Raw genomic sequence first — 23,842 nt, forward strand, 5'->3', positions numbered from 1 at the left:
AGGATCATTCATCCGAGAAGTCGTTCATGCCATAGCGCTCGAGCCAGTCTTCGTAGAGTGGCGATGCTTTCAGATGACGTATGGCGTCACCAAAAGCATCGGCCAACCCTTCCGCATCCGGATACTGACGACTGATTGCCATGTAGATCGGGCTCATGTCCACCGGTGGACTGAGCAACCGGATCTCGTCCTCCACCCCTTGCCGCTTGGCCTCCAGCCGAATCGCGAAAGGATTGCCGATCGCGACATTAAAGCGCTCGCCAGCCACCATCCGCACCAGGGTTCTCTCATCCAGCACGCTGTCCTTGCGTATAAAATCCGCGTCGTCGAACGCCAGCCCGTAGTTGTACCCGCGGATCATGCCGATCATCTGGCCCGACAGCGCATGGAGATCGCCATCAAATGACACATCCGAGTCGGCTCGGGTGAAGAACACATTGATTTCCGTGGCGTGCGGCTCCTGGACATAGATCACATCCCGGGCCCGCTCCGGCGTGTAGGAATAGGTCGTAACGATATCCACGCGGCCACGCTCCAGCGATTGCAGGACCCGCGGCCAGGATAAGCGTTTATAAGTGATACGGAGTTTGAGCTGATCAGCCAGGTAGTTGAGGACATCGACGGAAATGCCGGTCAGATGCCCCGCCTCGGTGTAGTAAAAGGGGGGATAATCCACTTCGGCCAGGGCGGCAACCAGTACCCGACCCGGCTCGTCAGTGTCGGTCGACGCGGCCTCGTCTGACCAGCACCAACCGGACTGCAATAACAACACCCACAGCAGAATGCGAAATGGAATCGCCGTCAAACCCGTGTGCTCTTGCCTGGGACAGCGGCCGGACCTCCCGTCGAACCACTTGCCGAAAATAGTTAAGACGTCCCTGCATCCGCCTTTATATTAACGATAGTTCATTATTTCGAACCCGGCAGTAATATGCCAGCGACATTTGCTCATGCGTGCGTGCCCAATCACATCGCCGGGGTTGCGCTGTTGGAAGTTCACGTAAGGGGCAAGATCGACGGTGGCCGTCGGCAAAGCCGGTGATGTCCGACCAGGAGAAAAGCACCCCCGACGACAGGCGTCGGGGGTATAAGGCCTGCAGCGGCTCAGTGGCCGTAGATGCGCATCTGCGTGTTCTGTATGGACAGATCGTCAAACGCCACCGACCCGATGGAGGTGCCCCCCACCAGGACGCCGCCGATGTTCATATCCGCATCGAACGTGTTGAGGTCCACCGCCAGGCTGTCGTTCCCCGCGCCGTTGGGTGCCTTGTAAACGTCGATATCGGCAATCGCACCCAGGGTCACGATGTTCGGCGAGTCGTCGTAGCCGGCACCGGTCAGCTCCAGGTCGCGAATGCCCACGGCCATGAAGGGCACGTCCACATCCATGTCGTCGATGGCGAAGCGGGTTTTCAGGTTCAGCTTGTCGGTGGCCGTGTCCACGCGGATTTTCAGCTCGGTGGCGAGGCCTTCGATCGACAGGTTGTCCATAATCACCGTGCTGTCGGTATCGCCACGCAGTTCCCAGGCGCCGGTGCGCACCGCGAAGTCGATCGGCGAGCCGTAGAGCGGGAAGACGTCAATCGCCGCATCGCCGTCCTCCAACACGTCGATGTTGATCTTGATGTTATCGATCAGATCGGTGGCCTCATTGGGGATGGCAAAGCCCAGCTCCGAGAACATGTCGTCCCGGTTGGCACCGCCGATAAAGACGTCGCTGACCGCCAGCGTGCCCTCGTCGGTGTAACGGACCTCGCCGATGTTGACCTGGGTTTCCAGTTCAATGGTGACACCGGCCTGGCCGGTAATGCCGCCCATTGCGGAGTCGTCGAGCGCCTTCAGTTCGGCCTGCGCCGCCAGGGGCAGTCCGGATACAGCCAGCGCCAGGGCTGTGAGTCTCAGGCTTTTCATAGTGATGTTCCCTTTGTTGCTTGTTGTTATCGGGGCCGCCTTGGCCCCCTACTGCGAGCATCCGGACGCCCCCAGGGGGCGCCCGGCCATGCCTTACAGGTTGGGCGTCAGTGCCAGATCAATGGTGTTGCCGTCACCGGCCAGGAACAGGTTCAGGATGTCGGTCAGCCCCCCACAATGTTCCAGAGGCGGCAGCGCATAGGTGCCAGTCAGGTTGCCACCTTCCAGCGGTGCGAAGGTTTCGCCGTCCGGCGTCTGCATGTTGATGGTGACCGGCTCGACGGTGCGGCACTCGTCACCGCCACCGATCGGCAACTTGAAGCCGAACAGGTTGACCGTGACCTTGGGCACGTTCACATACAGCACGGACTTGGCCGTCAGGGTGCCGTCGATCAGGGTGCCGGTGGTTTCATCAACCGGTTCAAACTCGACGTTCGCGGTGGCTTTCAGGCGCTTGAACAGCTTCAGCACCTGGAAAGAGCCGCTGGTCGGTTCGATGTTGAGGTCAGCGGTGTACATGCCAGTCGCCAGGTTCAATACGGCATCGATGGTCCCGTTGAGTGGCAGGCTGGAATCGGAGGCCTTGATGTGGGTATTGCCTTCCAGGTCCAGCAGGAAGTCGACGGTGCCGGAACTGCCATCGTCGCCTTCGCCAGTCAGGGTCACATCCACCGCCGGGTTCTCGGCGTCGTCCGACTCGATGGTCAGGGTGGCGGCACTCGCAGCCGCCGTGTTGGCGGTGTAGGTCACGGTGACCGTGCAGCTTTCGTCCGCCGCCACGGTGGCGCAGTCGCTGGTCTGCATGAAGTCTCCGGCATTAGCGCCACTCAGGGAGATCGCCGTGACGTTCAGGGCCGCCGAACCGGTGTTGTTGACGGTCACCGTCTTCTCGCTGCTGGTGCCCACCTGGATGGTGCCGAAGTCGACACTGGCCGGGTCGACACTGATTTCCGGCAACGCCTGCATGTAGCTGGTGCCGGTCAGCGGTATCTCAACGGTCGGGTTCTCCGGATCGCCGGACTGGATGGTCAGCGTGGCGGTCTGGTCGCCCTCGCCGGTGGCGTAGTAGGTCAGGTCGACGCTGCAGCTTTCACCCGGCGCCACCGTCGTACAGTTGTTGGTCTGCATGAAGGCATCGGCGTTGGCACCACCCAGGGTAATGCCGTTGACGCCCAGGGCCGCACCGCCTTCGTTGGAGACCGTGACCGACTGTTCGCCGGTCAAGCCGGACTGCACATCACCGAAGTCCACTTCCTCAGGCGCCACGGCGATGGACGGCTCGGGGTCCGGCTCGCCGCTCACGATCTGGAAGGTCTGCAGGACCGTGTCCTGATCCGCGAGCTGGGTACAGTCCGCGGTGAACTGACCGATGGGATCCGGCGCGATGCTGCCGTCGGCGGTGCGCGCAGTCATTTCCAGCACCAGGCCGCCCACGTTGATGGTGCCCTCGCCCACCTGGTCGGCGGTAAAGGTCTGGGCGGCCGCTTCGCCGGAGGCCGGAATGGTGAACGACCCGCTGGTATCGGGGATGTCCGATTGCGGAATCGTCAGCGGTACCACGATTTCCTGGTCACCGGTGACCGTACTGATGATGTTGGTGGATGTGGCGGTGCCCTCGATCGTCGCCGAGCCCACCAGCTTCAGGCCGGTGCGCGAGGTCTCGTTGACGGTGGTGATTGCTTCGATCTGGAACGGACCAACGGCTTCACCCACCGTCGCCTCGGACGGGATGTCCGATGAGATCTCGGCCACGATGGGCTGTTCCCCGATCAGCGGGAACGGACAGGTGTATTGAAGGGTCAGGGATACAGGTTCGGCGGTCGCAGCGCCACTGGCCGCCATCAGGGCCGCGGCGCCAATGGCGGACGGCAACAGGCGCGTTTTCCTGCGTACAGTCGTCGAATTCATGATTCGTCCTCTAAGTGAGCGTATTTACTGTTTTTGTAGGGCTCGCAGACTGCATCGATGAGGTCCGATCTTGCGGCGTCTCCTTGTCATCTGCATTCGTCATGACAGATAACTGCCAGGGCCCTCTGAAAGCAGGCAGGGCCGCTCGCACCGGCCGACTCGGGCACAGTGCGTCACTGTTATTAAGCGGGTTGGGAGGCAAGACGGTCATTGCCAGAAACGGCAAGGGTTTTGACAAAAACGGAAAGCGGAGCGGCTATTCACGGGAATCGTGAAACGGGTCAAATTTCTGGAATGTCTCGCAGTCTGGCCCGATCAGCCATCAAGGATCAGCGGCCCTGACGACGCACTTCACCCGGTGTTTGACCGGTCCAGCTGCGGAAAGCCCGGGTGAAGCTGGCCTGGTCACTGAATCCCATCCTGTCGGCAATCACATCCAGCGGCAGGTCCGTCTCGGTCAGGTAGCGCGTGGCGAAGGTGCGCCGAATGTCGTTGCGGATGTCGCGGAACGAGGTGTCCGCTTGCGCCAGGTGATGACGCAGCGAGCGGGGGCTCATGTCCAGGCCGGCGGCGACGGTGTCCAGGTCCCCGCCCCGCCCCGGGTGATTCATCAAACGTTCACGCACCCGGGTAACGATCTCGCGGACGGATTCCGGCTCCATTTCCTCCCGAGAGCGGGCGCGCGCCAGGGAATAGGCCAGATCCTGCTCGGAATCCTTCGTCGGCCCGCCGGTCAGCGGCATGGTGACCTGATTGAAAGGACAGCCAAAGTGCATTTCCGAACCCCGGGCCAACTTCTCCCAGTGCCGGGGGTCCACGCTGCTCTGGAAGTCGAACTCGAAGCGAAAATGACTGCAGACCTGCGACGCCAGCGCGTGAATGCTCCCCATGTAGATTTTGGCCATGAAGGCGCGCAGCTCGCCCAGATCCCAGTTGTCCCGCAAGCGGATGCTGACGCTGGAGCCGGTCGAACTCAATTCCATGTCCATGACCGGCAGACACACCCGCAGATACTGGACGATCATGCTGACCAGCTTGCGCCGATCCTGCTCCTGCTGACCCAGCAGTGCGTATCCGAGCAGTCCGTGGGCCGGAAAATCCAGTTGCTGACCGAATTCGAAGGGCGTTCGCTCGTCCTGCATCAGCCACTCGGCCTGGTGGATGATGCCGATGACCTGATTCATCGACAGGAAAGCCTCGGGGTTGGCCAACTGATCCACATCGACACCGGATTCCTTCAGGAGCGCCCGGCGCCCGATGCCCTTGCCTTCCATAAAGCGAACGAAACGGCGCGCATAGCGCACCGAAACGATAGGCACGTTGTAAGCCATGCGGTTGGACGATTGCATCGCGTGTCATCCATGAGTCAGTAATGTAGAGGATTGTTGTTATTGAGCCTCTGACTGCCGGCGATGTCCGTGTCGCCCAGAAGTACATCTCCACTGCACAGGCCTTCTTTCGACCGGCACAGACCGCGAGGAGATGAGCGGAGTATAGGAAGCGTGACGCGGTGGTTTTCTGCCAACCGGTCACGCTTTGTTCACAATGGCCGGATATGACAACCCGACCGGGTCACTTTGCAAAGGGGGTCAGGCAGTCCAGCCGTTGACCGCCAGCGGTGTCGGGACTCGCTCCACCAGGACGCGACCATCCCGGACCGAAGCCAGCACTGGCGACTGGTTGCGCAGGACATCGTAGGGGGTGGCGCCGTTCAGCACGACACAACGCGCCGGGAGGCCGGTCCCGATGCCGTATTCCGACAGGTTGAGAACGGCAGCGCCGTTGTCGGTGATCAGCTCCAGCGCGGTTTCAATACGTTCCATGCCCAACATGTGGCAAGCGTGCAGCCCGACATCCAGCGTGCGCAGCAGGTTGCCATTGCCCATCGGGTACCAGGGGTCGCGGATCGAGTCCTGCCCCATCGCCACCTTGAGTCCGGCATCCAGCAGTTCCGGCACGCGGGTAATGCCTCGGCGCTTGGGATAGCCGTCAAAACGTCCCTGCAGGTGGAGGTTTTCGGTCGGCAGGGCGACAAAGCGGAGGTCAGCCTTGGTCAGCAGGCGGAACAGACGGCTGCAATAAGCATCGTCATAGGAGTGCATGGCGCAGGTGTGGCTGGCACTCACCCGACGTCCGTAATCCCGGGCCAGGGCCTCAGCGGCAAGGACCTCCAGGAAGCGCGAGGCCGGATCGTCAATTTCGTCGCAGTGGACGTCCACCAATCGGTCGTGGCGCTCCGCCAGGTCCATCAGGAAACGCACCGACTCGGCGCCATAGTCCCGGGTATGCTCAAAGTGCGGAATACCGCCCACCACGTCCGCACCGATCTCCAGGGCTTTGCCCATCAGGTCGCGCCCACCGGGAAACGACAGGATGCCCTCCTGGGGAAACGCCACAATCTGCAGGTCGACGAAGTCGCTGACCCGCTCGCGCACCTCCACCATGGCCTCCAGCGCGACCAGTGACGGATCGGTGACATCCACATGGGTGCGCACATACTGGATGCCGTGGGCAGCGAACAGGCGCAGGGTGTCTTCGGCACGCTGGATCACGTCATCCCGCGACAGCATCGGCTTGCGCTCGGCCCAGCACTCGATGCCTTCGAACAACGTGCCGCTGCGATTCCAGCGGGGCTCCCCGGCCGTGAGGGCGGCGTCCAGGTGGATGTGGGGCTCGACAAACGGCGGCGTTACCAGATTACCACCGGCATCCAGCTCCCCGTCGGCCACCGGGGCGAGATCCTCCAGTGCCTGCGGCGAAGCAAACCGGCCATCGCGGATCGGCAATCGGAACAGACCGGTCTGCCCTTGCAACCGGGCGTTGGTGATGGCCGTTGTTTGTGGGGCCATGTTATGTCTCCTTAATTTTTAGGATCGCCAAGCGTTCGACGCTCAATGGAGAGTCCCGTCATGTCTGTCGTCGGCAATGGCTGTGCCAGACCCACCCTGTTGTCGGTATCCCGCTTTACGGAACCGGCATTTATTGTGCAACCTGCACAATAAAAACGGAAAATCGCAAGAATGGCCCATCCGGACGCACATCCATAGTGCCATTTTGGCAATCCTGCACCCGCAGGGGTCGTTGGATTGCTTTCATAGGCATGAGCTATCAAAAGATAAGTGAATCTACGTTGTTTAAAACCGGGGGTTCGCCCCTATACTTGAAGTAGACCCTGAAGAAAGTTTTCCTTTTCTCAGGTCACCGTTGCAGTCAACCCATCCAGGGAGACGCCATGCAGAACACCGCGCTCAGCCGCATACTGATCGTACTGGCGATTTCGCTTTTCGTCGTCGGCAGTACGCTGTCCCATCCGTCCAATCTGGCGGTGGATCAGGCTGTCGTGAGCGGGTACAGCATGGACATGAGCGGTGATCTTGCTGACGATGGCCCGTCTCCGGGCGATTTTTTCATTTTCTTCCTGACCACCGGTGTCATCGCACTGGTCGGCTTGCAGCAACTGGCAGGCAGTACGCCACAGCCCGCCAAACGCTCCAAAGAAGTCTATTACCCGGTCCAGCCCCAGGGCCCACCCTCTCAATTCTGATTCCGTGAATGCCCGTTCCGGTTCTGTGACGTCCCGATGGCGTCTGCCGGACTCCAACGACATCGAATTGAGAGTGATTGTTTTTATGATGAATTACCGTGCATTACCCACCAGTGAAGTCATTGGCAGCCAGCGTATTGTAGAGCCCAACCTGTCCCCGGAACTGACGCCGGATGACCCGGCCACGTCCGTGATGCGGGATTTCCGCAAGAAGCGTCCAGCCACCATCAGCGCCGATCTTCATATTCCTGAAGCGCGTGTGCTGATGAAAACGGCGGATGTCCCCCTGAAGCTGGTTGTTAATCGTGTGGGCGAGTTTATCGGGATCATTTCCCTGAAAGACATCCTGGGCAAGAAGGCGATGTCCAAGGCCCACGGCATGGGTGTCGGTGTGGAAGAAGTCCAGGTGCGTGACATCATGCATCCGGCCAACGAATTCCCGAGCATCCATATCCGCAACCTGCACGACATGCGGATCGGCGATGTGGTGGAGACCTTCAACCGGACCAAATCCGACCACTTCCTGGTGTTCGAGGACGACGCCGAAAACCCTGGCAACACCTGCCTGTGCGGCCTGATCTCCGCCAGCCTGGTCGCCCGCCGGCTGCATATCGCCCTTGATAGCAGCGCCCGGGCACGGTCCTTCTCGGACATCGTGAACGCCGTTCACGGTCACTTCGAGTAAGTCGTCAGCGGTCTTTCCCGGCCCCTGAGGCCGGTCGCTTCATGCCGGGGCGCGCTGTCAGGCGTGCTCCCGGCGCTCACGCAGAGCCGCAAATGCATCTTCCCGCCAGGGGCGGTGCGTCGCCCACTCAAGGTCATCCCGCTTGAGTCCCAGTGCTTCCAGAGCCGCATCGTCCAGCACCAGCAGGTGCCGTAACTGGCGCCGCTTACGCCACAGGCGATACCAGTGATCCATACCTTCGGTCAAAGCCACCGGTGGCATGGCCGGCATGTAAAATTCCGGCACCTGTCGTGTCGTCGACTTGGTCGTCTTTATGGTGGGTTGTTTGGATCGGTTCATGATGCTCACCTCCTCGGAGGTTCGTCACTGACCGGGCGCTTTCGCCTGACGGTCTTCACCATTAAAGATTGCGCCTCTCCCGAGGTTTTATCAATTGAAAGCGCCGCCCAATCACCGCCGTCTTCTGCTGAATCGACGCCCGCCCGAGTGACATTCTCTGACGACCGGGACCGTTGATCTCGGTCATCTGTCGGGGGAAAAATCCATCACAGCCATAGCGAATGCCGATTTTCACGGGCCGCCTCGAATCGTTAGCATGATAGCTATCGAGACCCAGGCAAGGAGATGCTCATGGCTGACAACGCGGTATCTGGAGAAACGACGTCGAAACAGGCGTTGGTGGTCGAAGGGGGTGCCATGCGCGGCATTTTTGCGGCGGGCGTGCTCGATGCCTTCCTGGCCAACGATTACCTGCCCTGGGATTTCACTGTCGGCGTTTCGGCGGGCTCAACCAACCTGATTGGCTATCTGGCCGGGGACTTTGGTCGCAATTACCGGGTCATCACCGATCACGCCTGCCGGCCGGAATTCATCAACTGGCGACGGTTCCTCCGCGGTGGCCATCTCTGTGATGTGCGCTGGCTGTGGCAGCAGTCCTTCGCCGACGTCTGGCTCAATCTCGAGCGTTTTCACCAGCAGGCGATCCCGTTGTGGGTCGCGACCACCGCCATCAACAGCGGCGAGCCCCGCTACTACCAGATCGACCGGAATAACCTGCACGATGTGTTTACCGCGTCCTGTTCGATCCCGATCGCCTTCCGCGACTTTCCTCAGATCGAAGGCGAGCCAATGACCGACGGAGGTATTGCCGACTCCATCCCCGTCCGCTGGGCCTATGAACAGGGAGCCCGGGATATCACGGTGGTTCTGTCCAAGCCCCAGGGTTTCCGCAAGAAGCCCGGCCGTTTTCCCGGACTGATCCGCCCCTTGATCGGCAAGCATCCCGCGCTTTACGAGGCCGTCAGGACCCGGCCCGACCGGTACAACGACACGTTGGATTTTATCGATAATCCGCCCGAGGACTGTCGGGTCCGGGTGATAGCACCGCCCGAGGATTTCCCGGTCGGACGGCTGACTACGGACGCGGACAAACTGGATAAGGGCTATCGCCAGGGCATGCAAACCGGCAGCGACTACCTGGCGGCGGCCGGCCTTGAGAAGCCGCTGCCCCAGGCCTGTTAGCGCAGCTGACTGTCCTTGCTCCCACGCCGGTTGTAGCCGGCAACGGGGCCTTCTTCACGGTCCCGTTCTTCCTGACACTTCACGCAAAGCCGCACACCCGGCAGTGCCTCTCGTCGCGCCTTCGGTATCTCCGCGTCACACTCTTCGCAGTGGGTCAGGCTCTCACCCGCGGGCAGCCGGCTGCGCGCCCGCTCCAGCGCATCTTCCACCGTGCTGTCGATCTGGTCCTGAACGGCACCATCCCGACTCCATCCTCCGGCCATGATATACCTCCCGGTTAACTGACTGACGTTTTATCATAACGCATTCGGCCAACTGTCAATTTGTGTCAACAACGCCGCAAACCTTGCCATCAGCGACTACAGTTTTACTGATAGGTGTGCTGCGCTGGCTGGACAGGTCAACACGTGGCAGCACTCGCTTGATGCAAGGAGGCCTGAATGGCATCGACGACTGTCCCCGGCAGACGGCCCCATCGGCTGAAAACCGCGGGACTGGTGATTAGCCTGATAATTCTGTTAATTGCAGCGGTGGCGTTTACCGTATCCGTGGTCCAGATCCAGTCGGCCATCACAGGCTACGTCGGCGGTAATGGCATCTGGTCGCGTGCGCAACTGACGGCTGTTTCCCACCTGGACGACTACGCTGCCCAGGGGCATCCAGAGGATCTGCGCCTGGCCCGCCAGTGGCTGGACATCCCCCTCGGCGATATGGACGCCCGGCTGGCGATGGAACAACGTCCTATGGACTACGAGGCCGCTCGCCAGGGGATGCTGCGAGGTGACAACCATCCCGACGACCTGGCCGGGATGATCTGGCTGTACCGTTACTTTTCCAACGTGGGCGTGTTCCGCAAAGCCGTAGAGGCCTGGCGGGACACCGATCCCTACCTGCTTGAACTGAACCGCATCACCCAGTCACTTACCGAAGCCTGGCCCACATCCCGACCAGACCCGGCCCAGATCGAGGCGGTCCGGGCGCGACTGGACGCGGTCAATCAGCAGTTGCAGGTGTATGCTCGGCGATTCCGCACCGCCATGGGCGAAGCCGCGCGCTGGACCTCGACGGCCCTGTCCGTAGTGAGTGCGGTGTTTTTGATCCTGCTGGCCCTGGTGGCCTGGCGGCTGGGTAACCGACTGGTGCAGATCCAGCGCAGCAGTGAACAGAAATTCCGCTCCATTTTCGAGCAGAGTGCCGTGGGCATTATCCAGGTGGACACTCGGGGCATTGTGATCGATGCCAACCAGGCTGCTTGCCAGATCCTCGACACCCCGGACGATCAACTGCTCAACTCGCCGGTCATGGAGCGCATCCATCCGGACGATCTGCCTCTGGGCAGCGGCCCTCATAAAGCCCTTCTGAGGGGCCGAATGGACAGCTATACGCTGGAACAGCGCCTGCAAAAAGGCAGCGGAGACCACCTGTGGGCCCGACTGACCGTCTCCATGGTCAATCGGCGCTCCGGGCAGGCCGCCTATTTCGTCGTCATGCTCGAAGACATCTCCGAGTCCCGTCGATTGGCTTCAGAGCTGAGTTACCAGGCCACTCACGATGCCCTCACCGGTCTGCTCAACCGACGCGAGTTTGAACATCGCCTGGCGATGATGCTGGGTCGGGCCCGATCCGAGCACTCCGAACACGCCCTGTGCTTTATCGATCTGGACCAGTTCAAGATCGTCAACGACACGTCCGGCCATGCCGCCGGCGACCAGCTGTTGCGGGAAATCGCGCGGCTGGCGGAATCGCGTCTGCGCGAAGGCGATGTGCTGGCCCGGCTGGGCGGGGACGAATTCGGCCTGATCCTGCAGAACTGCAACCTGGATACGGCGGCCAACGTGACAGAAAAGCTCCGGCAGGCGCTGGAATCCATAGTCTTCACCTGGGAGGAACAATCCCACAGCATCGGCGCCAGTATCGGCGTCGTGCCGATATACGCTGAGGCTCCGGATATCAGCGACCTGCTGCGGTCGGTGGATATCGCCTGCTACATGGCCAAGGACGGCGGACGCAACCGGGTTTACGTGTCGACCCCGGACGACCGCCAGCTGCACCTGCAACGCGGCGAGATGGCTTGGCTCAACCGGATTCAGGCCGCGCTCACGGAAAACCGCTTCTACCTGGACGCCCAGCGCATCCTGCCGGCCCGGGATGACAAGAAAGGCCTGCGCTACGAAGTCCTGGTCCGCCTGACCAACGAACAGGGCGAGCGGGTGTCACCCGCCGAATTCCTGCCGGCCGCCGAACGGTTTGGCATCGTCCACAAAATCGATCGCTGGGTCATCAGCGAGGTGGTCAGTCAACTGGCCCGGGCCCGCCAGCACCTGGAAACCCTCGATGCCTGCCACATCAACCTGTCGGGGCGATCGTTCGACCAGCCGGATCTGGCGGACTTCATTGTCGGCGAACTCAACGCCCATAACATTCCGGGCAGCAAGCTCTGTTTCGAAATCACGGAAACCGCGGCGGTGCATAACCTGTTGGACGTGAAATCCTTTATGACACGCCTGCAGAAACTGGGCTGCACCTTTGCGCTGGACGATTTCGGAACCGGCCTGTCTTCCTTCGGCTATCTGCGCCAACTGCCCGTGGACTGCCTCAAGATCGACGGTTCCTTTGTCCGCAACATCACGCGGGATCGAAACGACCTGGCCATGGTCCAGGCGATCCACGACATCAGCCGTACTCTGGACAAGGTGACAGTGGCCGAGTGCGTCGAGGACGGCGCAGCCGCTGACCTGCTGAAAGACGTGGGTGTCGACTTCCTGCAGGGTTTTGGTCTGCACCGGCCCTGCCGCTTCCGGGAACTGCTCTTCCCCCATACCCACCCGGAAGCAGCAGACGAGCCGCCCCTGACGGAGCAGGTCCGCTGGCCCTGATCCCGGATCGGCCCGACGCCCAAGCCCCCTCTGATTAACGCCTGAATCGTCTCTGCGTGCTCGGGAGTCAATCAGGGGCTCTAACATGACGTCTGTCATCTGACACACGAATGCCCTCTTGATTTTGCACCAAATCAGGCCATATGGTTGCCGACCTTTTTCCAACCGGTCTTGATCAATGGGGATCAAAAACGAACGACTGCGCTGGCAACTGGTGTCAGGCGTGCTCCGCGCCCTGCACCTGGAGCGCCTGACCGCGCGCTACAGTCACCGCTCGGTGATGACGGCGTTCAGTTTTCTGAACGGCACCGTCAGCATCGCCCTGATCGCGTTTGTCGCGCTACTGACCCAACAGGCGTTCATTTTCCCATCGCTCGGAGCCACCGCCTTTATTCTCTTCCACGTGCCAATGGCCGCCCCGGCCTCCCCCCGCAACACCCTGTGCGGTCACCTGATCGGCGCGCTGATGGGCTACGCCAGCTTGCACCTGTTCGGAATCGCCGACGCGCCATCGGCCATGGCGACCGGCGTGGATCCGGCGCGCGTGGGCGCGGCCGCGGTGTCGCTGGGCGCAACCGGTTCTGCCATGGTGTGGCTGCGGGTGCCGCATCCGCCGGCCGGTGCCACGGCCCTGATTGTGTCGCTAGGGCTGATGCCGGGCCTGGATCAGCTGCCGGTGCTAATGGCGGGCGTCACCATGCTCCTGCTGCAAGCCTTTACCCTCAACCGGCTGGCCGGTCTGCCCTATCCGTTGTGGCGAAATGCGCCCGAGACCTCCCCAAACGCCGCACTGGACAACGTTCGCTGATACCGGCACGAGCACCAGCACGTTCGATTGGCCTGCTGGCGTGGGCCGAGCTATAACAGAAGAAAGTGCACGGCGCAGGATCGGCCGATATGGACATTATCAACGCAACCCCCGACCACGGTTTCGCCATTGCCGAACTGGCCCTGATGGCCGGTGAAGGCATTCCCGATTATTTCTGGGAGATGGCGCGGCGCCCTGACCAGAGCAGCCTTGAGTATGGGGCTGAGAGGGCGGCCAGTGCAGACCAGAACTTCTCGTTCAAAAACGCCCATCTGGCTGTCGACCAGGACCGTGTAACCGGCATGCTGCTGGGCTATCGCCTCCCCGAAGCCGAAGAGGCCGACGACCTGGATACCCTGCCGGATTTCATCCGCCCTCTGGTGGCGCTGGAGCAGCAGGTGCCGGCGTCCTACTACATCAACATGCTGGCCACCTATCCCGCGTTTCGGGGTCAGGGCATTGGCACGGCGCTGATGGACCGGGTGCCGGAATGGGCCCGTGATGCCGGCTGTGAACTGGCCAGCGTGGAAGTGTTCGAACAGAACCCTGGCGCCCTGCGCCTGTATCAGCGTCTGGGCTACCAGATTGTGGAGTCGCGGGACGTGGTGCCTCACCCGTGCTATCCCTACACGGGCAAGGTGTTTTTGCTGACCAAACCGGTCTGACCGGTAGGCTCAGGCCGCCTGTTCCTGCTGGGCCTGATACTGCCCCTGACGCGCCAGACTGTTCAGGCGGGCTCGCTTGAAGAACGCCTGCTGCGCTTTCTCGCGGTTGGCCGGATCGCCGCCCCACGCCTTCATCGCATGCTCCTGTAACGCCCGGCCGTAAGACATGCTCAACTGCCAGGGCGCCTGGTCGCGCAACTGATTGAGCGCATTCAGGTTGGCGGTGGCCTGTTCCGAGGTCTGCCCACCGGACAGGAAGTTGATGCTGGGCACCGCCGCCGGCACGGTGCGCCGCAGGATACGCAGCGTCATCTCCGCTACGTCTTCCGGCGCAGCCGGCCCCTGTTCCTTGCCCGGCGTCACCATACTGGGCTTGAGAATCATGTGTTCCAGGACCACACCATGCTGGTGCAGCGCATGGAACACCGCGTGCCAGACCTGCTCGTTCACCTCGGCAGCCCGCGCCATGCTGTGATTGCCGTCGATCAGCACCTCCGGCTCGACGATCGGCACAATGCCGGCGGCCTGGCAGACCGCGGCGTAGCGCGCCAGCATTTCCGCGTTGGCAGTCAGCCCCAGTGCCGTGGGATTGTGATCGGTGATGGGATACACCTCGCGCCACTTGGCGAAGCGCGCGCCCTGGGCCTTATAGCCGTCCAGGCGCTCGGCAAGACCGTCCAGGCCGTAGGTGATCATGTCACCGGGGGCGCCGGGCAGATCGCCCTTGCCCTGATCGACCTTGATACCCGGCACGATACCCTGGGAGGCGGCCAGCTCCGCCAGCGGCGTGCCGTTGTCGTCCTTCTGGCCCAGGGTTTCCTCATAGAAAATGACGCCGCTGATGTACTTTCCGACATCGGGCGTGGACAGCAACATGGTGCGGTACCAGCGCCGGTTCTCTTCGGTGGATTCAACACCGACCGCGGCCAGCCGCTTGCTCATGGTGCCGGTGCTTTCATCGGCGGCGAGAATACCGCGCTCGGCGTCGATCATGTCTTCAATGGTTTTTTGCAGCTCAGCGCTACTCGACATGGTGAAACCCTCCTTGTGTCCATGGGTCTTCGGAAAGCCTGTGATTCGCTTCCGAGGCTCCGTAGATCGTTTCCCATTTCAACCGGCGGGACAAGAGATCCAACACAGCGGTAATGCTCCCGTCATCCTCACGCCGGCGCTGCCGGTGTTCAGCGATCCTCCAGCCCGAGTCGCTGGTGCCACTCGGCCAGGGATTCCTCCGGATATTCATCATAGACCTTGTCCCGCGGACCGGGGTTAAGCGGCACCCACTCGGGCTTGAAAGCCACCATCAGATGGGTGCGCTCCGGCGCCTCCGGCAACTCGGTATCGATCGCGGATGCCAGGGGGTGCACCAGGTCCGGCCAGGTCGGATCGTATAGCCACAGGGCACTGCCACAGACTTTACAGAAATGGCGCTGGCCGGAGCTTTCCTTGATGGTGCCCGTCTCGGCGTCCGCCATCCGGGCGTGGTAAACCGTAATGTTGTCCTCGCCCCAGACCCGCAGTGTGTTGTAGTCGGCCCCCAGGTTGATGGCATAGCCACCGCCCCCGCCGGTCTTGCGACAAATTGTGCAGTAACAGAGATTGAACGGGTACGGATGCGCGGATTCCACGGCAAAGCGAACGGCAACACAATGACAGGATCCATCGAGTTTCATGGGCCTCTCCCGGTTGGCAGAAATTGAACAGCAGCCTTAACGCTAACGCGCCCGCCATCCGGAGAAAAGGCATCCCGATCAAGTTTTTTGTCTATCGATGTCACATTCAGTCCGGCTGTTTCGTCTTATGGGTGAATCCAACCATACAGGAGCCACACTTATGCAATCCCGACTCAACCCCTTTACCGCTTCACCGGAAGCCATACAGGCGATGGTTCACCTGGAAAGCTACCTCCACGATTGCGGACTGGAGTACTCTCTGGTGGAACTGGTGCGGATTCGCGCCTCCCAGATCAATGGCTGCGGCTATTGCCTACACATGCATACCCGGGATGCGCGGGACGCCGGCGAAACCGAAGAACGCCTCCACCTGCTGACCGCCTGGCGTGAATCGCCCCTGTTCAGCGATCGCGAGCGGGCGGCCCTGGCCTGGACGGAATCGCTGACCCGAATCGCCGACACCGGCGCCCCGGACGCAGACTTTGAGCAGGCCAACGCCCAGTTCAGCGAAGCGGAGCTGGTCAAGCTGACGGTACTGATCGGCGCCATCAATACCTGGAACCGGATCGCCGTCGGCTTCCGTCGGGTCCACGCCACCGGCGGCGCCCGCACACCCAAGGGGCCGGTTCGGTCCCAGGCAACGGCGTAAGCAAGGGATCATCTCATGAGCCAGGGATCTGCGGCTGACTTCGAACCCCATCGTCCGGCCCTGCGAGGCCTGGCCTACCGCATGCTCGGCACCGTTTCGGACGCCGAGGATGTGGTGCAGGAGGCCTACCTGCGCTGGCACGGCATGGACACCGACGATATCGACAACCCGCGGGCCTACCTCTCGACGGTTGTCAGCCGCCTCTGCCTGGACCGCTGGAAAGAGGCCCGGCACCAGCGGGAGACCTACGTCGGTCCGTGGTTGCCGGAGCCGGTTGTGCAAGACAACAATGGACCGGATGCGATCAGCGATCTGGCTCATGACGTGTCCTTCGCCCTGATGCTGGCCCTGGAACGCCTCTCGCCATTGGAGCGGGCGGCGTTCCTGCTGCACGACGTCTTTGACATGGACTTTCGGGAAGTGGCCCTGACACTGGATCGCAGCGAATCGGCCTGCCGCCAACTGGCCAAACGGGCACGCCACCACGTTCAAGCCGCCCGTCCACGTTTCGCGGCCGACCCGGACCAGGGGGCGCGCCTGGCAGAGGCCTTTTTCAACGCGTCCCGCTCCGGTGACACCCAAACCCTGTTAGCGGTGTTAGCCGAGCATGTGGTGCTGCACACCGATGGCGGCGGTATCCGCTCGGCCGCCCTGAGACTGATTTATGGAGCGGACCGGATCAGCCGCTTCTTTGCAGGCCTGGCACGCAAGAAAGGCCAACCACCCCGCTGGTCCCGCCCGGTCACCATCAACGGCCTGCCTGGGTTCCTGACGCTGGAGGCCGATGGAATGCTTCAGGCCACCTCTGTGGCCCTGCATGACGGTCGGATTACCAACATTTATGTGATCCGCAATCCAAATAAGCTGGATCACCTGGCGCATCTCGTACCAGAATCGTTGATGAACGCTTCGAAAAGCGATAACGGGAGGTTCCCGCATGAGTCACCAGAATGATGTACCGATGCAACTGTCCAACCCGGAAGGACTCTACGATCCAACGGAAAACGGGTACTCACATCTCGCCGTGATTTCTCCGGGCAACCGGCTGGTCCTGGTTGCCGGCCAGGGTGGTGAGAACGCCAGCGGCGAACTCCCGGGCGATTTTCACCTGCAGGTGCGCTGGGCGCTGGCCAATCTTAAAGTGGCGATCAATGCCGCCGGCGGGGAACTGTCGGACATCGCCAAGCTGACGACACTGGTGGTCGATCATGACGAAGACAAACTTGCCGTATTGGCCGAGGAAATCCGGCAGGCCTGGGGATCTGACCCGACCCCGGTACAAACCCTGATTCCAGTCCCTCGCCTGGCCCTGGACGCTATGTTGTTCGAGGTGGAAGCCACGGCGGTGTTGCCGGTCGAAGCGTACCCGTCGTAAGAGCCAGCCGGGGCGTCCAGACACCCCGACTGGTCGCGGCTTATCGGCAGGCCGGTGGCAGGAACTTGCCCTCGGCGTTCTGCCCGTAGCAGCTCCATTGCAGGCCTCTGTCGGTGGCGGCCGGTTCCAGCACCAGGTACTGGGGCTCGCCGAAGCTGTCGGTGCCCATGTTGGCTGCGAGAATGCCGTCGTCGTAGATACCGACTTCGTAGTGGTTGCCGGTGACCATCTCGCTGGGGTAGCCCACCGCCTGCAGCGATGCCGGCCACTGGTTGTTGGCCTGGACGTAGCGATTCACGTCACCCTGGATCTGCTGCATCTGGCTGTAGGCGTCCTGGTACCGCGCCCGTTCCACGTAGTCCTGGTAGGCGGGAATGGCCACGGCGGCCAATACACCGACGATCGCCACGGTGATGAGTAGTGAAGCAAAGCCACCAGCACCGCCGCCCACCCGTGGTACGAACAGCGACAGGAACCAGGCAAACCCATGACGGCGCGGCTGGCGCACGGTTTCACCACGATGCAGGGCAATGGCGGCCGCCATGCGCTTGCTCAGCCAGGGGTAGTCGCCAGTCAGCTCGTTGAAGGACATCCAGAAGCCGTTGGTGGCCTGCACCTGGTTCAGGTAGGCGTCCACGTTCAGGGTTTTCCAGCGGGTATCGCCGGCGGCTATGGCCGCAATCGCCGCCTTGATGTCGTCCTCAGATTCGCAGCAGGCCACGCCGTAGCGATCACAGGTGTATTCCTCGGCACGCCGCAGGGCTGGCCCCAGCACCGGCAGGATCGACGCCGGCATGACGAAGGAACGCCAGGACAGGTGCTTGCGATGAATGTGACCCAGCTCGTGGCCGATGTAGAAGTCGATGGCACCGGGCTGACTGTCCAGCGCGTCCACCACGTCGGTGAACAGCACCACGAAGTGCCGTCCCAGGAACTTCGTTGCCAGCGCGTTGAAGAAATCAGCACGCAGCAGATAGGCCTCGGGCACCTTCTTGAGCCCGACTTTCTCGCAGCTGGCCACCAACTTGCGGTGCAGGTCCGGGTATTGTTCCTCGCTGATGCGAACGCCCGAACCCTTGAGATGGGAAATAAACGCCGAATGGGCGAACAGGAACACCAGGTAACCCAGCAACAGGTAAAGCAGCGCGATGCCAAGCGTGCCCACCACCAACGCCAGCCAGAACAGGCCGGACAGGACGGCCGCCATCACGAACAGCGGCTTCTCATGCTTGTAAACCAAATCCATTGAACGATCCCTCGAATGCTTTGTTTTCTTTTTTAAATCCAGCACAGCACCGACTCCGGCCGGCGCATCGCGTTGAATACTAGTCCAATACAGCCCTTGTTTTTGTGAAAAGATGTATCGTTCACACAATGACAGCGGCCCCGACACCTGCCCGTGGCATAATGGCCGCCATGAGACTCGACCGGTTCATCAGCAAACACACCCGCAGCAGCCAGAAAGCCGCACGCCAGGCCATTGCCGGCGGTCGCGTCGAGATGGACGGCGTCACGGAACGCAACCCGACCGTCACCGTCGGCCGTTTCCATACGGTCACGCTGGATGAATCAGTACTGCAGTCCCGTGAGGCGCATTACCTGATGCTGCACAAGCCCGCCGGCTACCTCAGCGCCACCCGCGATCCAACGCACCCGACGGTGCTCGACCTGGTGGATCCGGTTCTGCGGCCACAACTCCACATTGGCGGTCGGCTCGACCGAGCCACGTCCGGCCTGCTGATCCTGACCAACGACGGCCACTGGTCACGACGGCTCACAGAGCCCCGGGAAAAGCATCCCAAGGTCTATCACGTGCGCACGCTGCAGCCGATCACGCCGGAAACGGCGGTCCGTTTTGCCGAAGGCATCTACTTCCCCTACGAAGGCCTGACCACCTCGCCCGCCCAGCTCGAACAGCTGGGCCGTTGTGAAGCACGCCTGACGATCTACGAAGGGCGCTACCATCAGGTGAAGCGGATGTTTACGGCGGTCGGCAACCGGGTGGTTGCCCTGCACCGGGAAAGCATGGGTGAAATACAGCTGGACCCGTCTCTGGCTCCCGGTGAATGCCGCCAACTGAGCCGTCATGAAATTGCATCGGTTGGCTAACGTCACACTGAAAAACGTCGTCCGTGACAACCTGTTCATCGGTACTGGCTCTCATCTGACGGCCTTTGTGGTTACACTAATGGGGGCTAACCGGGCACAGGACGCTTCCAATTCATGACGTTAAGACACCCCCGACTCTCTCGCCGACAGATTTCGCCAGCCATATGGGTACTGCTTTGCCTGCTCCTGATGACGTGCCTGTGGGGCACCAACGCCCACGCACAATCGTCGCTGATGGACCTGCTGCCCCACCCCGGGCAGGAAAAAAAAGCAGCCGCAGAAAACCAGAATCAGCAGGACGGCGGTACCGACGAACAGTCCGCTGACAAACAGAAAGACCAGTCCGAGTCGTCCCGGGAATCAGGCCAAGCCAGCGACAATGAGAACAAGGCCGGAGAGAAACAGGACAAAGACAAGCAGCCACCGCCGAAGCCGTCGCCCAACCCGGTACAGCCGGCGATCGACGACAACGTCGGCAAACCGCTGCAAAGCCAGTTGCCTTCTGCACGGACGGCGGATATCCGCCAGCAGATCCAGTCCCTGCGCAACTCCCTGGATGAACGCCTGGTGGCGCTGGAGAACAGCCGCGAGCGACTGGCCTATGCCGACAGCCTGCTCAAGCGCCTGGATGACGAATACAAGAGCTTCGAGCTGCGACTGGAAAAAGCGGGCCTGAACCTGACGGACGACTATGCCCGCCTGCTGCGCCAGCGGCTTGACCGCCTGCGCCGCCAGACCATTGCCGAAGGGCTTACCGAAGGCATTCGCGATCAGCTTTCCGCTGCCCGGGAAGAGCAGCTGCGGCTGGAAGAATACGAAGCCGTCATGAACCCGGACAACAACGCCCAGGGGCAAATGCGGCAGAAACGGGCCGACCTGCTGCGCCAGCTCCACAAGGCCGTGACCGATCACATCGAAGTGCTCAACGAGTACTACGGCACGGTGACCCAGCTGCGGGATCGGGTCGATGCCTACCAGGAGCTGCTGCAACAGCGTTTGTTCTGGCTGCCCAGCGCCGAAGTGGTCAGCAAGGACACCTTTAACCAGCTTTACCAGGGGCTGGCCTGGTTCGCGTCTTCCTTCAAATGGTCCTCGGTCAAATCAGCGATCAGCGCCTCCATCGGCGAGCGGGGGTTCCGCATGGCGTTGCTGTTGCTGGCGCTGGCGGCTCTGCTGGTCAAGCGTCGGGCGATCCGTAAGGCGTTGATCGACAGCGGCGAATATGTCGGCAACGTGGGACACGATGCCTTCCCCATGACGCTGATGGCCCTGCTCTACAGCCTGCTGCTGTGCCTTCCCGGCGTGCTGCTGTTGTCACTGGGCACGCTGCTGGTCAAGGAGGGCAACGAATTCTTCGGCGCCATTTCCAAAGGGTTCGGCGCGGCCGCCTTCATCATGTTGCTACTGAATCTTGTGCATAAGGTGGCCCGTCAAGCCGGCCTCGGGGAACGCCACTTCAAGTGGAATCCGAAGACCCTCCAGGGCATCCGCCGGGAAATCCCCATCCTGATGGCCGTGCTGATTCCCATCACCATCGTCATGCCGACGCTGGAGACCCCTGACGGATCGGTCTACCGGGACAGCCTGGGGCGCATCCTGTTCCTGGTGGCGTCGGCGGCCCTGGCGACGTTTGCGCATCGCACCATGATGGCCGTTCGCCACCGCCGCTTAAACAACCGCACGCTGCGCCTCCTGCATTGGTTGGCCGTCTCCACACCCATGCTCCTGGCCCTGGCCTCCCTGATGGGCTATCACTATACGGCCGTCCAGTTGGAGGGCAGCCTGTTTATTTCCATCTGCTGGCTGGCCTTTGTCATGCTCTTTTACTACCTCGGTCTGCGTGCCCTGTCGGTGCGGGAACGGCGTCTGACCCTGGAGCGCCTGCTCGAACAGCGGGCCAACGAGCGCAAGATGGCCGAGGCACGCGAGGCGGCCGAGTCCACCGGCGAAGGGGTTCCACCGGCCCTGGACATGCCGGAGATGGACCTCAAGGACATCAGCCAACAGAGTACGTCGCTGCTGAGAATTCTGGCACTGGCCATTGCGGTGACCGGCCTGTGGTTCATGTGGAAAGACGTGATCCCGGCCCTGCAGCTGTTCGACAGCGTCACGCTCTGGAACATCAGCACGGGCAGTGGGAAAGAGGATCTGATGCCGATCACCCTCGGGGATCTGCTGGTGGCCCTGTTGTTTGTGGCCGGCACCGTGGTCGCGGCCAGGAATCTGCCCGGTACCCTGGAAGTCATGATCCTCAGCCGGCTGAACCTGGAACCGGGTTCCGGCTATGCCATCACGACGCTCGCCAAGTACGTCATCGTTTTCCTGGGGGCGAGCATTTCCCTGGCCGTGCTGGGGCTGCAATGGTCCAAACTGCAATGGCTGGTGGCCGCACTGGGTGTGGGGCTCGGTTTCGGTCTTCAGGAAATCGTCGCCAACTTCGTCTCCGGCATTATCCTGTTGTTCGAGCGCCCCATCCGGGTCGGCGATACGGTCACGATCGACGGCATCACCGGTACCGTGACCCGTATCCGCATCCGCGCAACGACGCTGATGGACTGGGACCGCAAAGAGCAGATCATCCCCAACAAGACCTTCGTCACCCAGGATCTGACCAACTGGACCCTGTCCGACCCGATTACCCGGGTCATCATCCGGGTGCGCGTGGCCTACGGTTCGGACGTCGACAAGGTCCGTGACGAGCTCTATCACGTGACCCTCGATAACGAGCGGGTGGTGGAGGATCCGGCGCCGGCGGTGTTCTGCGTGGGTCTGGGCGACAGCAGTATCGATTTCGAGATTCGGGCGTTTGTCCGGGACCTGATGGACTTCATGCCCCTGTCCCACGAGCTGCACTCCTCGATTACCCGCGCCTTGCGCGAAGCCGGCGTGGAAATCCCCTTCCCGCAGCGGGATATCCATATTCGGACGGCCGCGCCGGTACCGCCCATGAACAGCGCCGCTCAATAGACCTCAGCCTCCTAGTTCTGGCTTTTAAAGGGGATTCGCGTCAAAGGTATTGCAGGCGCGGATCTCGCCGCTGTCGAAGCCTTGCCGGAACCAGCGCACCCGCTGCTCGGACGTGCCGTGAGTGAAGCTGTCCGGCACGACTGACCCGCCGGCCTGGCGCTGCAGGCGGTCGTCACCAATGGCGCTGGCCGCGTTCAGCGCCTCGTCCAGGTCGCCCGCTTCCAGCATCTGCCGCTCGGTATGAGCGGCATGCCCCCACACGCCTGCAAAGCAGTCGGCCTGTAATTCCTGGCGAACCGACAAGGCGTTCACGGTCGCCTGACTGCGTCCCTGCCCCGCCTGGCGCACCTTGTCGCTGATGCCCATCAGCGTCTGCACGTGATGGCCGACTTCGTGGGCAATCACGTAGGCCTGGGCAAAATCACCCGGCGCGGCAAAGCGCGTTTTCAGATCGTGGAAAAAGGAGAGGTCCAGATACACCTGCTGATCGGCAGGGCAGTAGAACGGTCCGACCGCCGCACTGGCCAGACCACAGGCGGAATTGACCCGGCCCGAGAACAGCACCAGGGTCGGTTCGGGATAGCGCCCACCCAGAGCCGCGAATTGCTCGTTCCAGGTTTGCTCGGTATCCGCCAGGACGACGGACACAAACTCCACCAGTTCCTGATCGGCGGCACTCAGTTCCCGGGGCGACTGGGTGGTGGGCACACTGGTGCCAAGCAGCATGGGCAGAAGATCGATGCCCATGAAACGGGCACCGACAAACACGATGACGCCAACAATCAAGACAGTACGCCCGACCTTGCTGCGCAACAGGGCCGGCAGGAAACGCAATAGCATCATGCCGCCCGCGCCGGCCGCCGAGTACCCGGCGGTTTCGCCACGCCGGTCCTCCACATGACTGCTCTGCTGTCGACCCCGCCAGCGCATGGCCGTCGCCTCCCCTGTCGCATCCGAAAGGATCGCCCGACGGCAAAAAACCGGGTGTCTTTTGACTATAGCCCAGCGCCGGAGCCCACCAACGACCAAATGGCTATAAAAACCGGCGAGCACCGGATCATCCTACATTCGCGGAATCGCTTATACCGCTTTGGTCACCCAATGCGGATAATACGTAAGCTACTCACTTCCATGTTTGCCCCCGATCCCAC

At 61.7% G+C, this 23,842-nt stretch carries 22 protein-coding genes; 11 read left to right on the forward strand and 11 right to left on the reverse strand.

The annotated features are described in order from the left end of the window. Positions 1-4: 4 nt before the first annotated feature. From EB809_RS01545 to codA, 5 genes are all read right to left on the reverse strand, one after another. Positions 5-805 (reverse strand): substrate-binding periplasmic protein, encoded by an 801-nt coding sequence (locus tag EB809_RS01545; protein WP_190294800.1) that lies wholly within the window; start codon positions 803-805, stop codon positions 5-7. A 299-nt stretch (positions 806-1,104) separates the two neighbouring features. Continuing rightward, entirely contained in the window at positions 1,105-1,911 is an 807-nt protein-coding gene (locus EB809_RS01550; protein WP_123632850.1) for a DUF6160 family protein, read from the reverse strand. 93 nt (positions 1,912-2,004) lie between these two features. Next, positions 2,005-3,819, reverse strand: coding sequence for a choice-of-anchor D domain-containing protein (locus EB809_RS01555; RefSeq protein WP_223807760.1), 1,815 nt, complete (start codon positions 3,817-3,819; stop codon positions 2,005-2,007). A gap of 329 nt (positions 3,820-4,148) precedes the next feature. After that, entirely contained in the window at positions 4,149-5,168 is a 1,020-nt protein-coding gene (locus EB809_RS01560; protein ID WP_123632852.1) for an AraC family transcriptional regulator, read from the reverse strand. 240 nt (positions 5,169-5,408) lie between these two features. Further along, the gene (codA, locus tag EB809_RS01565; protein WP_123632854.1) at positions 5,409-6,668 is read right to left on the reverse strand and encodes a cytosine deaminase; all 1,260 of its coding nucleotides are present in this window, start codon (positions 6,666-6,668) and stop codon (positions 5,409-5,411) included. A gap of 383 nt (positions 6,669-7,051) precedes the next feature. On the opposite strand from codA, the gene EB809_RS01570 reads away from it, so the two are divergent. Both EB809_RS01570 and EB809_RS01575 read left to right on the forward strand, forming a co-directional pair. Further along, a complete protein-coding gene (locus EB809_RS01570) occupies positions 7,052-7,363 on the forward strand; it encodes a hypothetical protein (RefSeq protein WP_123632856.1) in 312 nt (103 codons plus the stop codon). An 85-nt stretch (positions 7,364-7,448) separates the two neighbouring features. Continuing rightward, a complete protein-coding gene (locus tag EB809_RS01575) occupies positions 7,449-8,048 on the forward strand; it encodes a CBS domain-containing protein (protein WP_123632858.1) in 600 nt (199 codons plus the stop codon). Positions 8,049-8,105: 57 nt separating this feature from the next. Here the strand turns inward: EB809_RS01575 and EB809_RS01580 are convergent, their stop codons facing one another. After that, complete coding sequence (locus EB809_RS01580) at positions 8,106-8,387, reverse strand: hypothetical protein (RefSeq protein ID WP_123632860.1); 282 nt, start codon at positions 8,385-8,387, stop codon at positions 8,106-8,108. A 291-nt stretch (positions 8,388-8,678) separates the two neighbouring features. On the opposite strand from EB809_RS01580, the gene EB809_RS01585 reads away from it, so the two are divergent. Next, complete coding sequence (locus tag EB809_RS01585; RefSeq protein WP_123632862.1) at positions 8,679-9,569, forward strand: patatin family protein; 891 nt, start codon at positions 8,679-8,681, stop codon at positions 9,567-9,569. On the opposite strand, the gene EB809_RS01590 is transcribed toward EB809_RS01585, so the two are convergent. Beyond that, positions 9,566-9,832, reverse strand: a complete 267-nt coding sequence (locus tag EB809_RS01590; protein ID WP_123632864.1) for a DksA/TraR family C4-type zinc finger protein — start codon at positions 9,830-9,832, stop codon at positions 9,566-9,568. The two genes, EB809_RS01585 and EB809_RS01590, sit on opposite strands and share 4 nt — an antisense overlap. 177 nt (positions 9,833-10,009) lie before the next feature. Between EB809_RS01590 and EB809_RS01595 the strand changes: the two genes are divergently transcribed. The 3 genes from EB809_RS01595 to EB809_RS01605 all read left to right on the forward strand — a co-directional run bounded on the left by EB809_RS01595 (position 10,010) and on the right by EB809_RS01605 (position 13,918). Then, a complete protein-coding gene (locus EB809_RS01595; protein WP_123632866.1) occupies positions 10,010-12,445 on the forward strand; it encodes a putative bifunctional diguanylate cyclase/phosphodiesterase in 2,436 nt (811 codons plus the stop codon). Between the two features lie 178 nt (positions 12,446-12,623). Further along, complete coding sequence (locus EB809_RS01600) at positions 12,624-13,253, forward strand: HPP family protein (protein ID WP_123632868.1); 630 nt, start codon at positions 12,624-12,626, stop codon at positions 13,251-13,253. A gap of 89 nt (positions 13,254-13,342) precedes the next feature. Continuing rightward, positions 13,343-13,918: a GNAT family N-acetyltransferase gene (locus tag EB809_RS01605; RefSeq protein ID WP_123632870.1), complete on the forward strand. Its 576-nt coding sequence runs from the start codon at positions 13,343-13,345 to the stop codon at positions 13,916-13,918. A gap of 9 nt (positions 13,919-13,927) precedes the next feature. On the opposite strand, the gene EB809_RS01610 is transcribed toward EB809_RS01605, so the two are convergent. Both EB809_RS01610 and EB809_RS01615 read right to left on the reverse strand, forming a co-directional pair. After that, positions 13,928-14,950: a class I fructose-bisphosphate aldolase gene (locus EB809_RS01610; protein WP_123632872.1), complete on the reverse strand. Its 1,023-nt coding sequence runs from the start codon at positions 14,948-14,950 to the stop codon at positions 13,928-13,930. Between the two features lie 149 nt (positions 14,951-15,099). After that, positions 15,100-15,591 carry a GFA family protein gene (locus EB809_RS01615; protein ID WP_123632874.1) on the reverse strand — a complete coding sequence of 164 codons (492 nt, stop codon included), beginning with the start codon at positions 15,589-15,591 and terminating at the stop codon, positions 15,100-15,102. Positions 15,592-15,751: 160 nt separating this feature from the next. Here EB809_RS01615 and EB809_RS01620 point away from each other — a divergent pair, with 160 nt between their 5' ends. Genes EB809_RS01620 through EB809_RS01630 form a run of 3 tightly spaced genes read left to right on the forward strand, consistent with a single transcriptional unit; the run spans position 15,752 to position 17,615 of the window. Beyond that, positions 15,752-16,240, forward strand: coding sequence for a carboxymuconolactone decarboxylase family protein (locus tag EB809_RS01620; protein WP_123632876.1), 489 nt, complete (start codon positions 15,752-15,754; stop codon positions 16,238-16,240). Between the two features lie 15 nt (positions 16,241-16,255). Continuing rightward, positions 16,256-17,194 carry a sigma-70 family RNA polymerase sigma factor gene (locus EB809_RS01625; RefSeq protein WP_123632878.1) on the forward strand — a complete coding sequence of 313 codons (939 nt, stop codon included), beginning with the start codon at positions 16,256-16,258 and terminating at the stop codon, positions 17,192-17,194. Then, positions 17,178-17,615, forward strand: coding sequence for a RidA family protein (locus EB809_RS01630; protein ID WP_123632880.1), 438 nt, complete (start codon positions 17,178-17,180; stop codon positions 17,613-17,615). The genes EB809_RS01625 and EB809_RS01630 overlap by 17 nt, the downstream gene beginning before the upstream one ends. A 40-nt stretch (positions 17,616-17,655) precedes the next feature. Here EB809_RS01630 and EB809_RS01635 read toward each other — a convergent pair whose 3' ends face one another. Then, positions 17,656-18,861 carry a M48 family metalloprotease gene (locus EB809_RS01635; protein WP_123632882.1) on the reverse strand — a complete coding sequence of 402 codons (1,206 nt, stop codon included), beginning with the start codon at positions 18,859-18,861 and terminating at the stop codon, positions 17,656-17,658. Between the two features lie 170 nt (positions 18,862-19,031). Between EB809_RS01635 and EB809_RS01640 the strand changes: the two genes are divergently transcribed. Both EB809_RS01640 and EB809_RS01645 read left to right on the forward strand, forming a co-directional pair. After that, complete coding sequence (locus EB809_RS01640) at positions 19,032-19,724, forward strand: pseudouridine synthase (protein ID WP_123633042.1); 693 nt, start codon at positions 19,032-19,034, stop codon at positions 19,722-19,724. A gap of 114 nt (positions 19,725-19,838) precedes the next feature. Next, the gene (locus EB809_RS01645; RefSeq protein WP_223807761.1) at positions 19,839-22,691 is read left to right on the forward strand and encodes a mechanosensitive ion channel domain-containing protein; all 2,853 of its coding nucleotides are present in this window, start codon (positions 19,839-19,841) and stop codon (positions 22,689-22,691) included. Positions 22,692-22,715: 24 nt separating this feature from the next. Here the strand turns inward: EB809_RS01645 and EB809_RS01650 are convergent, their stop codons facing one another. Next, positions 22,716-23,621, reverse strand: coding sequence for a neutral zinc metallopeptidase (locus EB809_RS01650; RefSeq protein WP_123632883.1), 906 nt, complete (start codon positions 23,619-23,621; stop codon positions 22,716-22,718). Between the last annotated feature and the right edge of the window lie 221 nt (positions 23,622-23,842).

Origin of the sequence: Marinobacter sp. R17 (assembly GCF_003789045.1) — a bacterium.
Lineage (GTDB): Bacteria > Pseudomonadota > Gammaproteobacteria > Pseudomonadales > Oleiphilaceae > Marinobacter_A > Marinobacter_A mangrovi.

What these genes read in the sequence shown, in the direction of transcription:
- EB809_RS01550 (WP_123632850.1), bottom strand. Translation starts at nt 1,911, where the DNA reads ATGAAAAGCCTGAGACTCACAGCCCTGGCGCTGGCTGTATCCGGACTG.
- EB809_RS01555 (WP_223807760.1), bottom strand. Translation starts at nt 3,819, where the DNA reads ATGAATTCGACGACTGTACGCAGGAAAACGCGCCTGTTGCCGTCCGCC.
- EB809_RS01560 (WP_123632852.1), bottom strand. Translation starts at nt 5,168, where the DNA reads ATGCAATCGTCCAACCGCATGGCTTACAACGTGCCTATCGTTTCGGTG.
- codA (WP_123632854.1), bottom strand. Translation starts at nt 6,668, where the DNA reads ATGGCCCCACAAACAACGGCCATCACCAACGCCCGGTTGCAAGGGCAG.
- EB809_RS01570 (WP_123632856.1), top strand. Translation starts at nt 7,052, where the DNA reads ATGCAGAACACCGCGCTCAGCCGCATACTGATCGTACTGGCGATTTCG.
- EB809_RS01575 (WP_123632858.1), top strand. Translation starts at nt 7,449, where the DNA reads ATGATGAATTACCGTGCATTACCCACCAGTGAAGTCATTGGCAGCCAG.
- EB809_RS01580 (WP_123632860.1), bottom strand. Translation starts at nt 8,387, where the DNA reads ATGAACCGATCCAAACAACCCACCATAAAGACGACCAAGTCGACGACA.
- EB809_RS01585 (WP_123632862.1), top strand. Translation starts at nt 8,679, where the DNA reads ATGGCTGACAACGCGGTATCTGGAGAAACGACGTCGAAACAGGCGTTG.
- EB809_RS01590 (WP_123632864.1), bottom strand. Translation starts at nt 9,832, where the DNA reads ATGGCCGGAGGATGGAGTCGGGATGGTGCCGTTCAGGACCAGATCGAC.
- EB809_RS01595 (WP_123632866.1), top strand. Translation starts at nt 10,010, where the DNA reads ATGGCATCGACGACTGTCCCCGGCAGACGGCCCCATCGGCTGAAAACC.
- EB809_RS01600 (WP_123632868.1), top strand. Translation starts at nt 12,624, where the DNA reads ATGGGGATCAAAAACGAACGACTGCGCTGGCAACTGGTGTCAGGCGTG.
- EB809_RS01605 (WP_123632870.1), top strand. Translation starts at nt 13,343, where the DNA reads ATGGACATTATCAACGCAACCCCCGACCACGGTTTCGCCATTGCCGAA.
- EB809_RS01610 (WP_123632872.1), bottom strand. Translation starts at nt 14,950, where the DNA reads ATGTCGAGTAGCGCTGAGCTGCAAAAAACCATTGAAGACATGATCGAC.
- EB809_RS01615 (WP_123632874.1), bottom strand. Translation starts at nt 15,591, where the DNA reads ATGAAACTCGATGGATCCTGTCATTGTGTTGCCGTTCGCTTTGCCGTG.
- EB809_RS01620 (WP_123632876.1), top strand. Translation starts at nt 15,752, where the DNA reads ATGCAATCCCGACTCAACCCCTTTACCGCTTCACCGGAAGCCATACAG.
- EB809_RS01625 (WP_123632878.1), top strand. Translation starts at nt 16,256, where the DNA reads ATGAGCCAGGGATCTGCGGCTGACTTCGAACCCCATCGTCCGGCCCTG.
- EB809_RS01630 (WP_123632880.1), top strand. Translation starts at nt 17,178, where the DNA reads ATGAGTCACCAGAATGATGTACCGATGCAACTGTCCAACCCGGAAGGA.
- EB809_RS01635 (WP_123632882.1), bottom strand. Translation starts at nt 18,861, where the DNA reads ATGGATTTGGTTTACAAGCATGAGAAGCCGCTGTTCGTGATGGCGGCC.
- EB809_RS01640 (WP_123633042.1), top strand. Translation starts at nt 19,032, where the DNA reads ATGAGACTCGACCGGTTCATCAGCAAACACACCCGCAGCAGCCAGAAA.
- EB809_RS01645 (WP_223807761.1), top strand. Translation starts at nt 19,839, where the DNA reads ATGACGTTAAGACACCCCCGACTCTCTCGCCGACAGATTTCGCCAGCC.
- EB809_RS01650 (WP_123632883.1), bottom strand. Translation starts at nt 23,621, where the DNA reads ATGCGCTGGCGGGGTCGACAGCAGAGCAGTCATGTGGAGGACCGGCGT.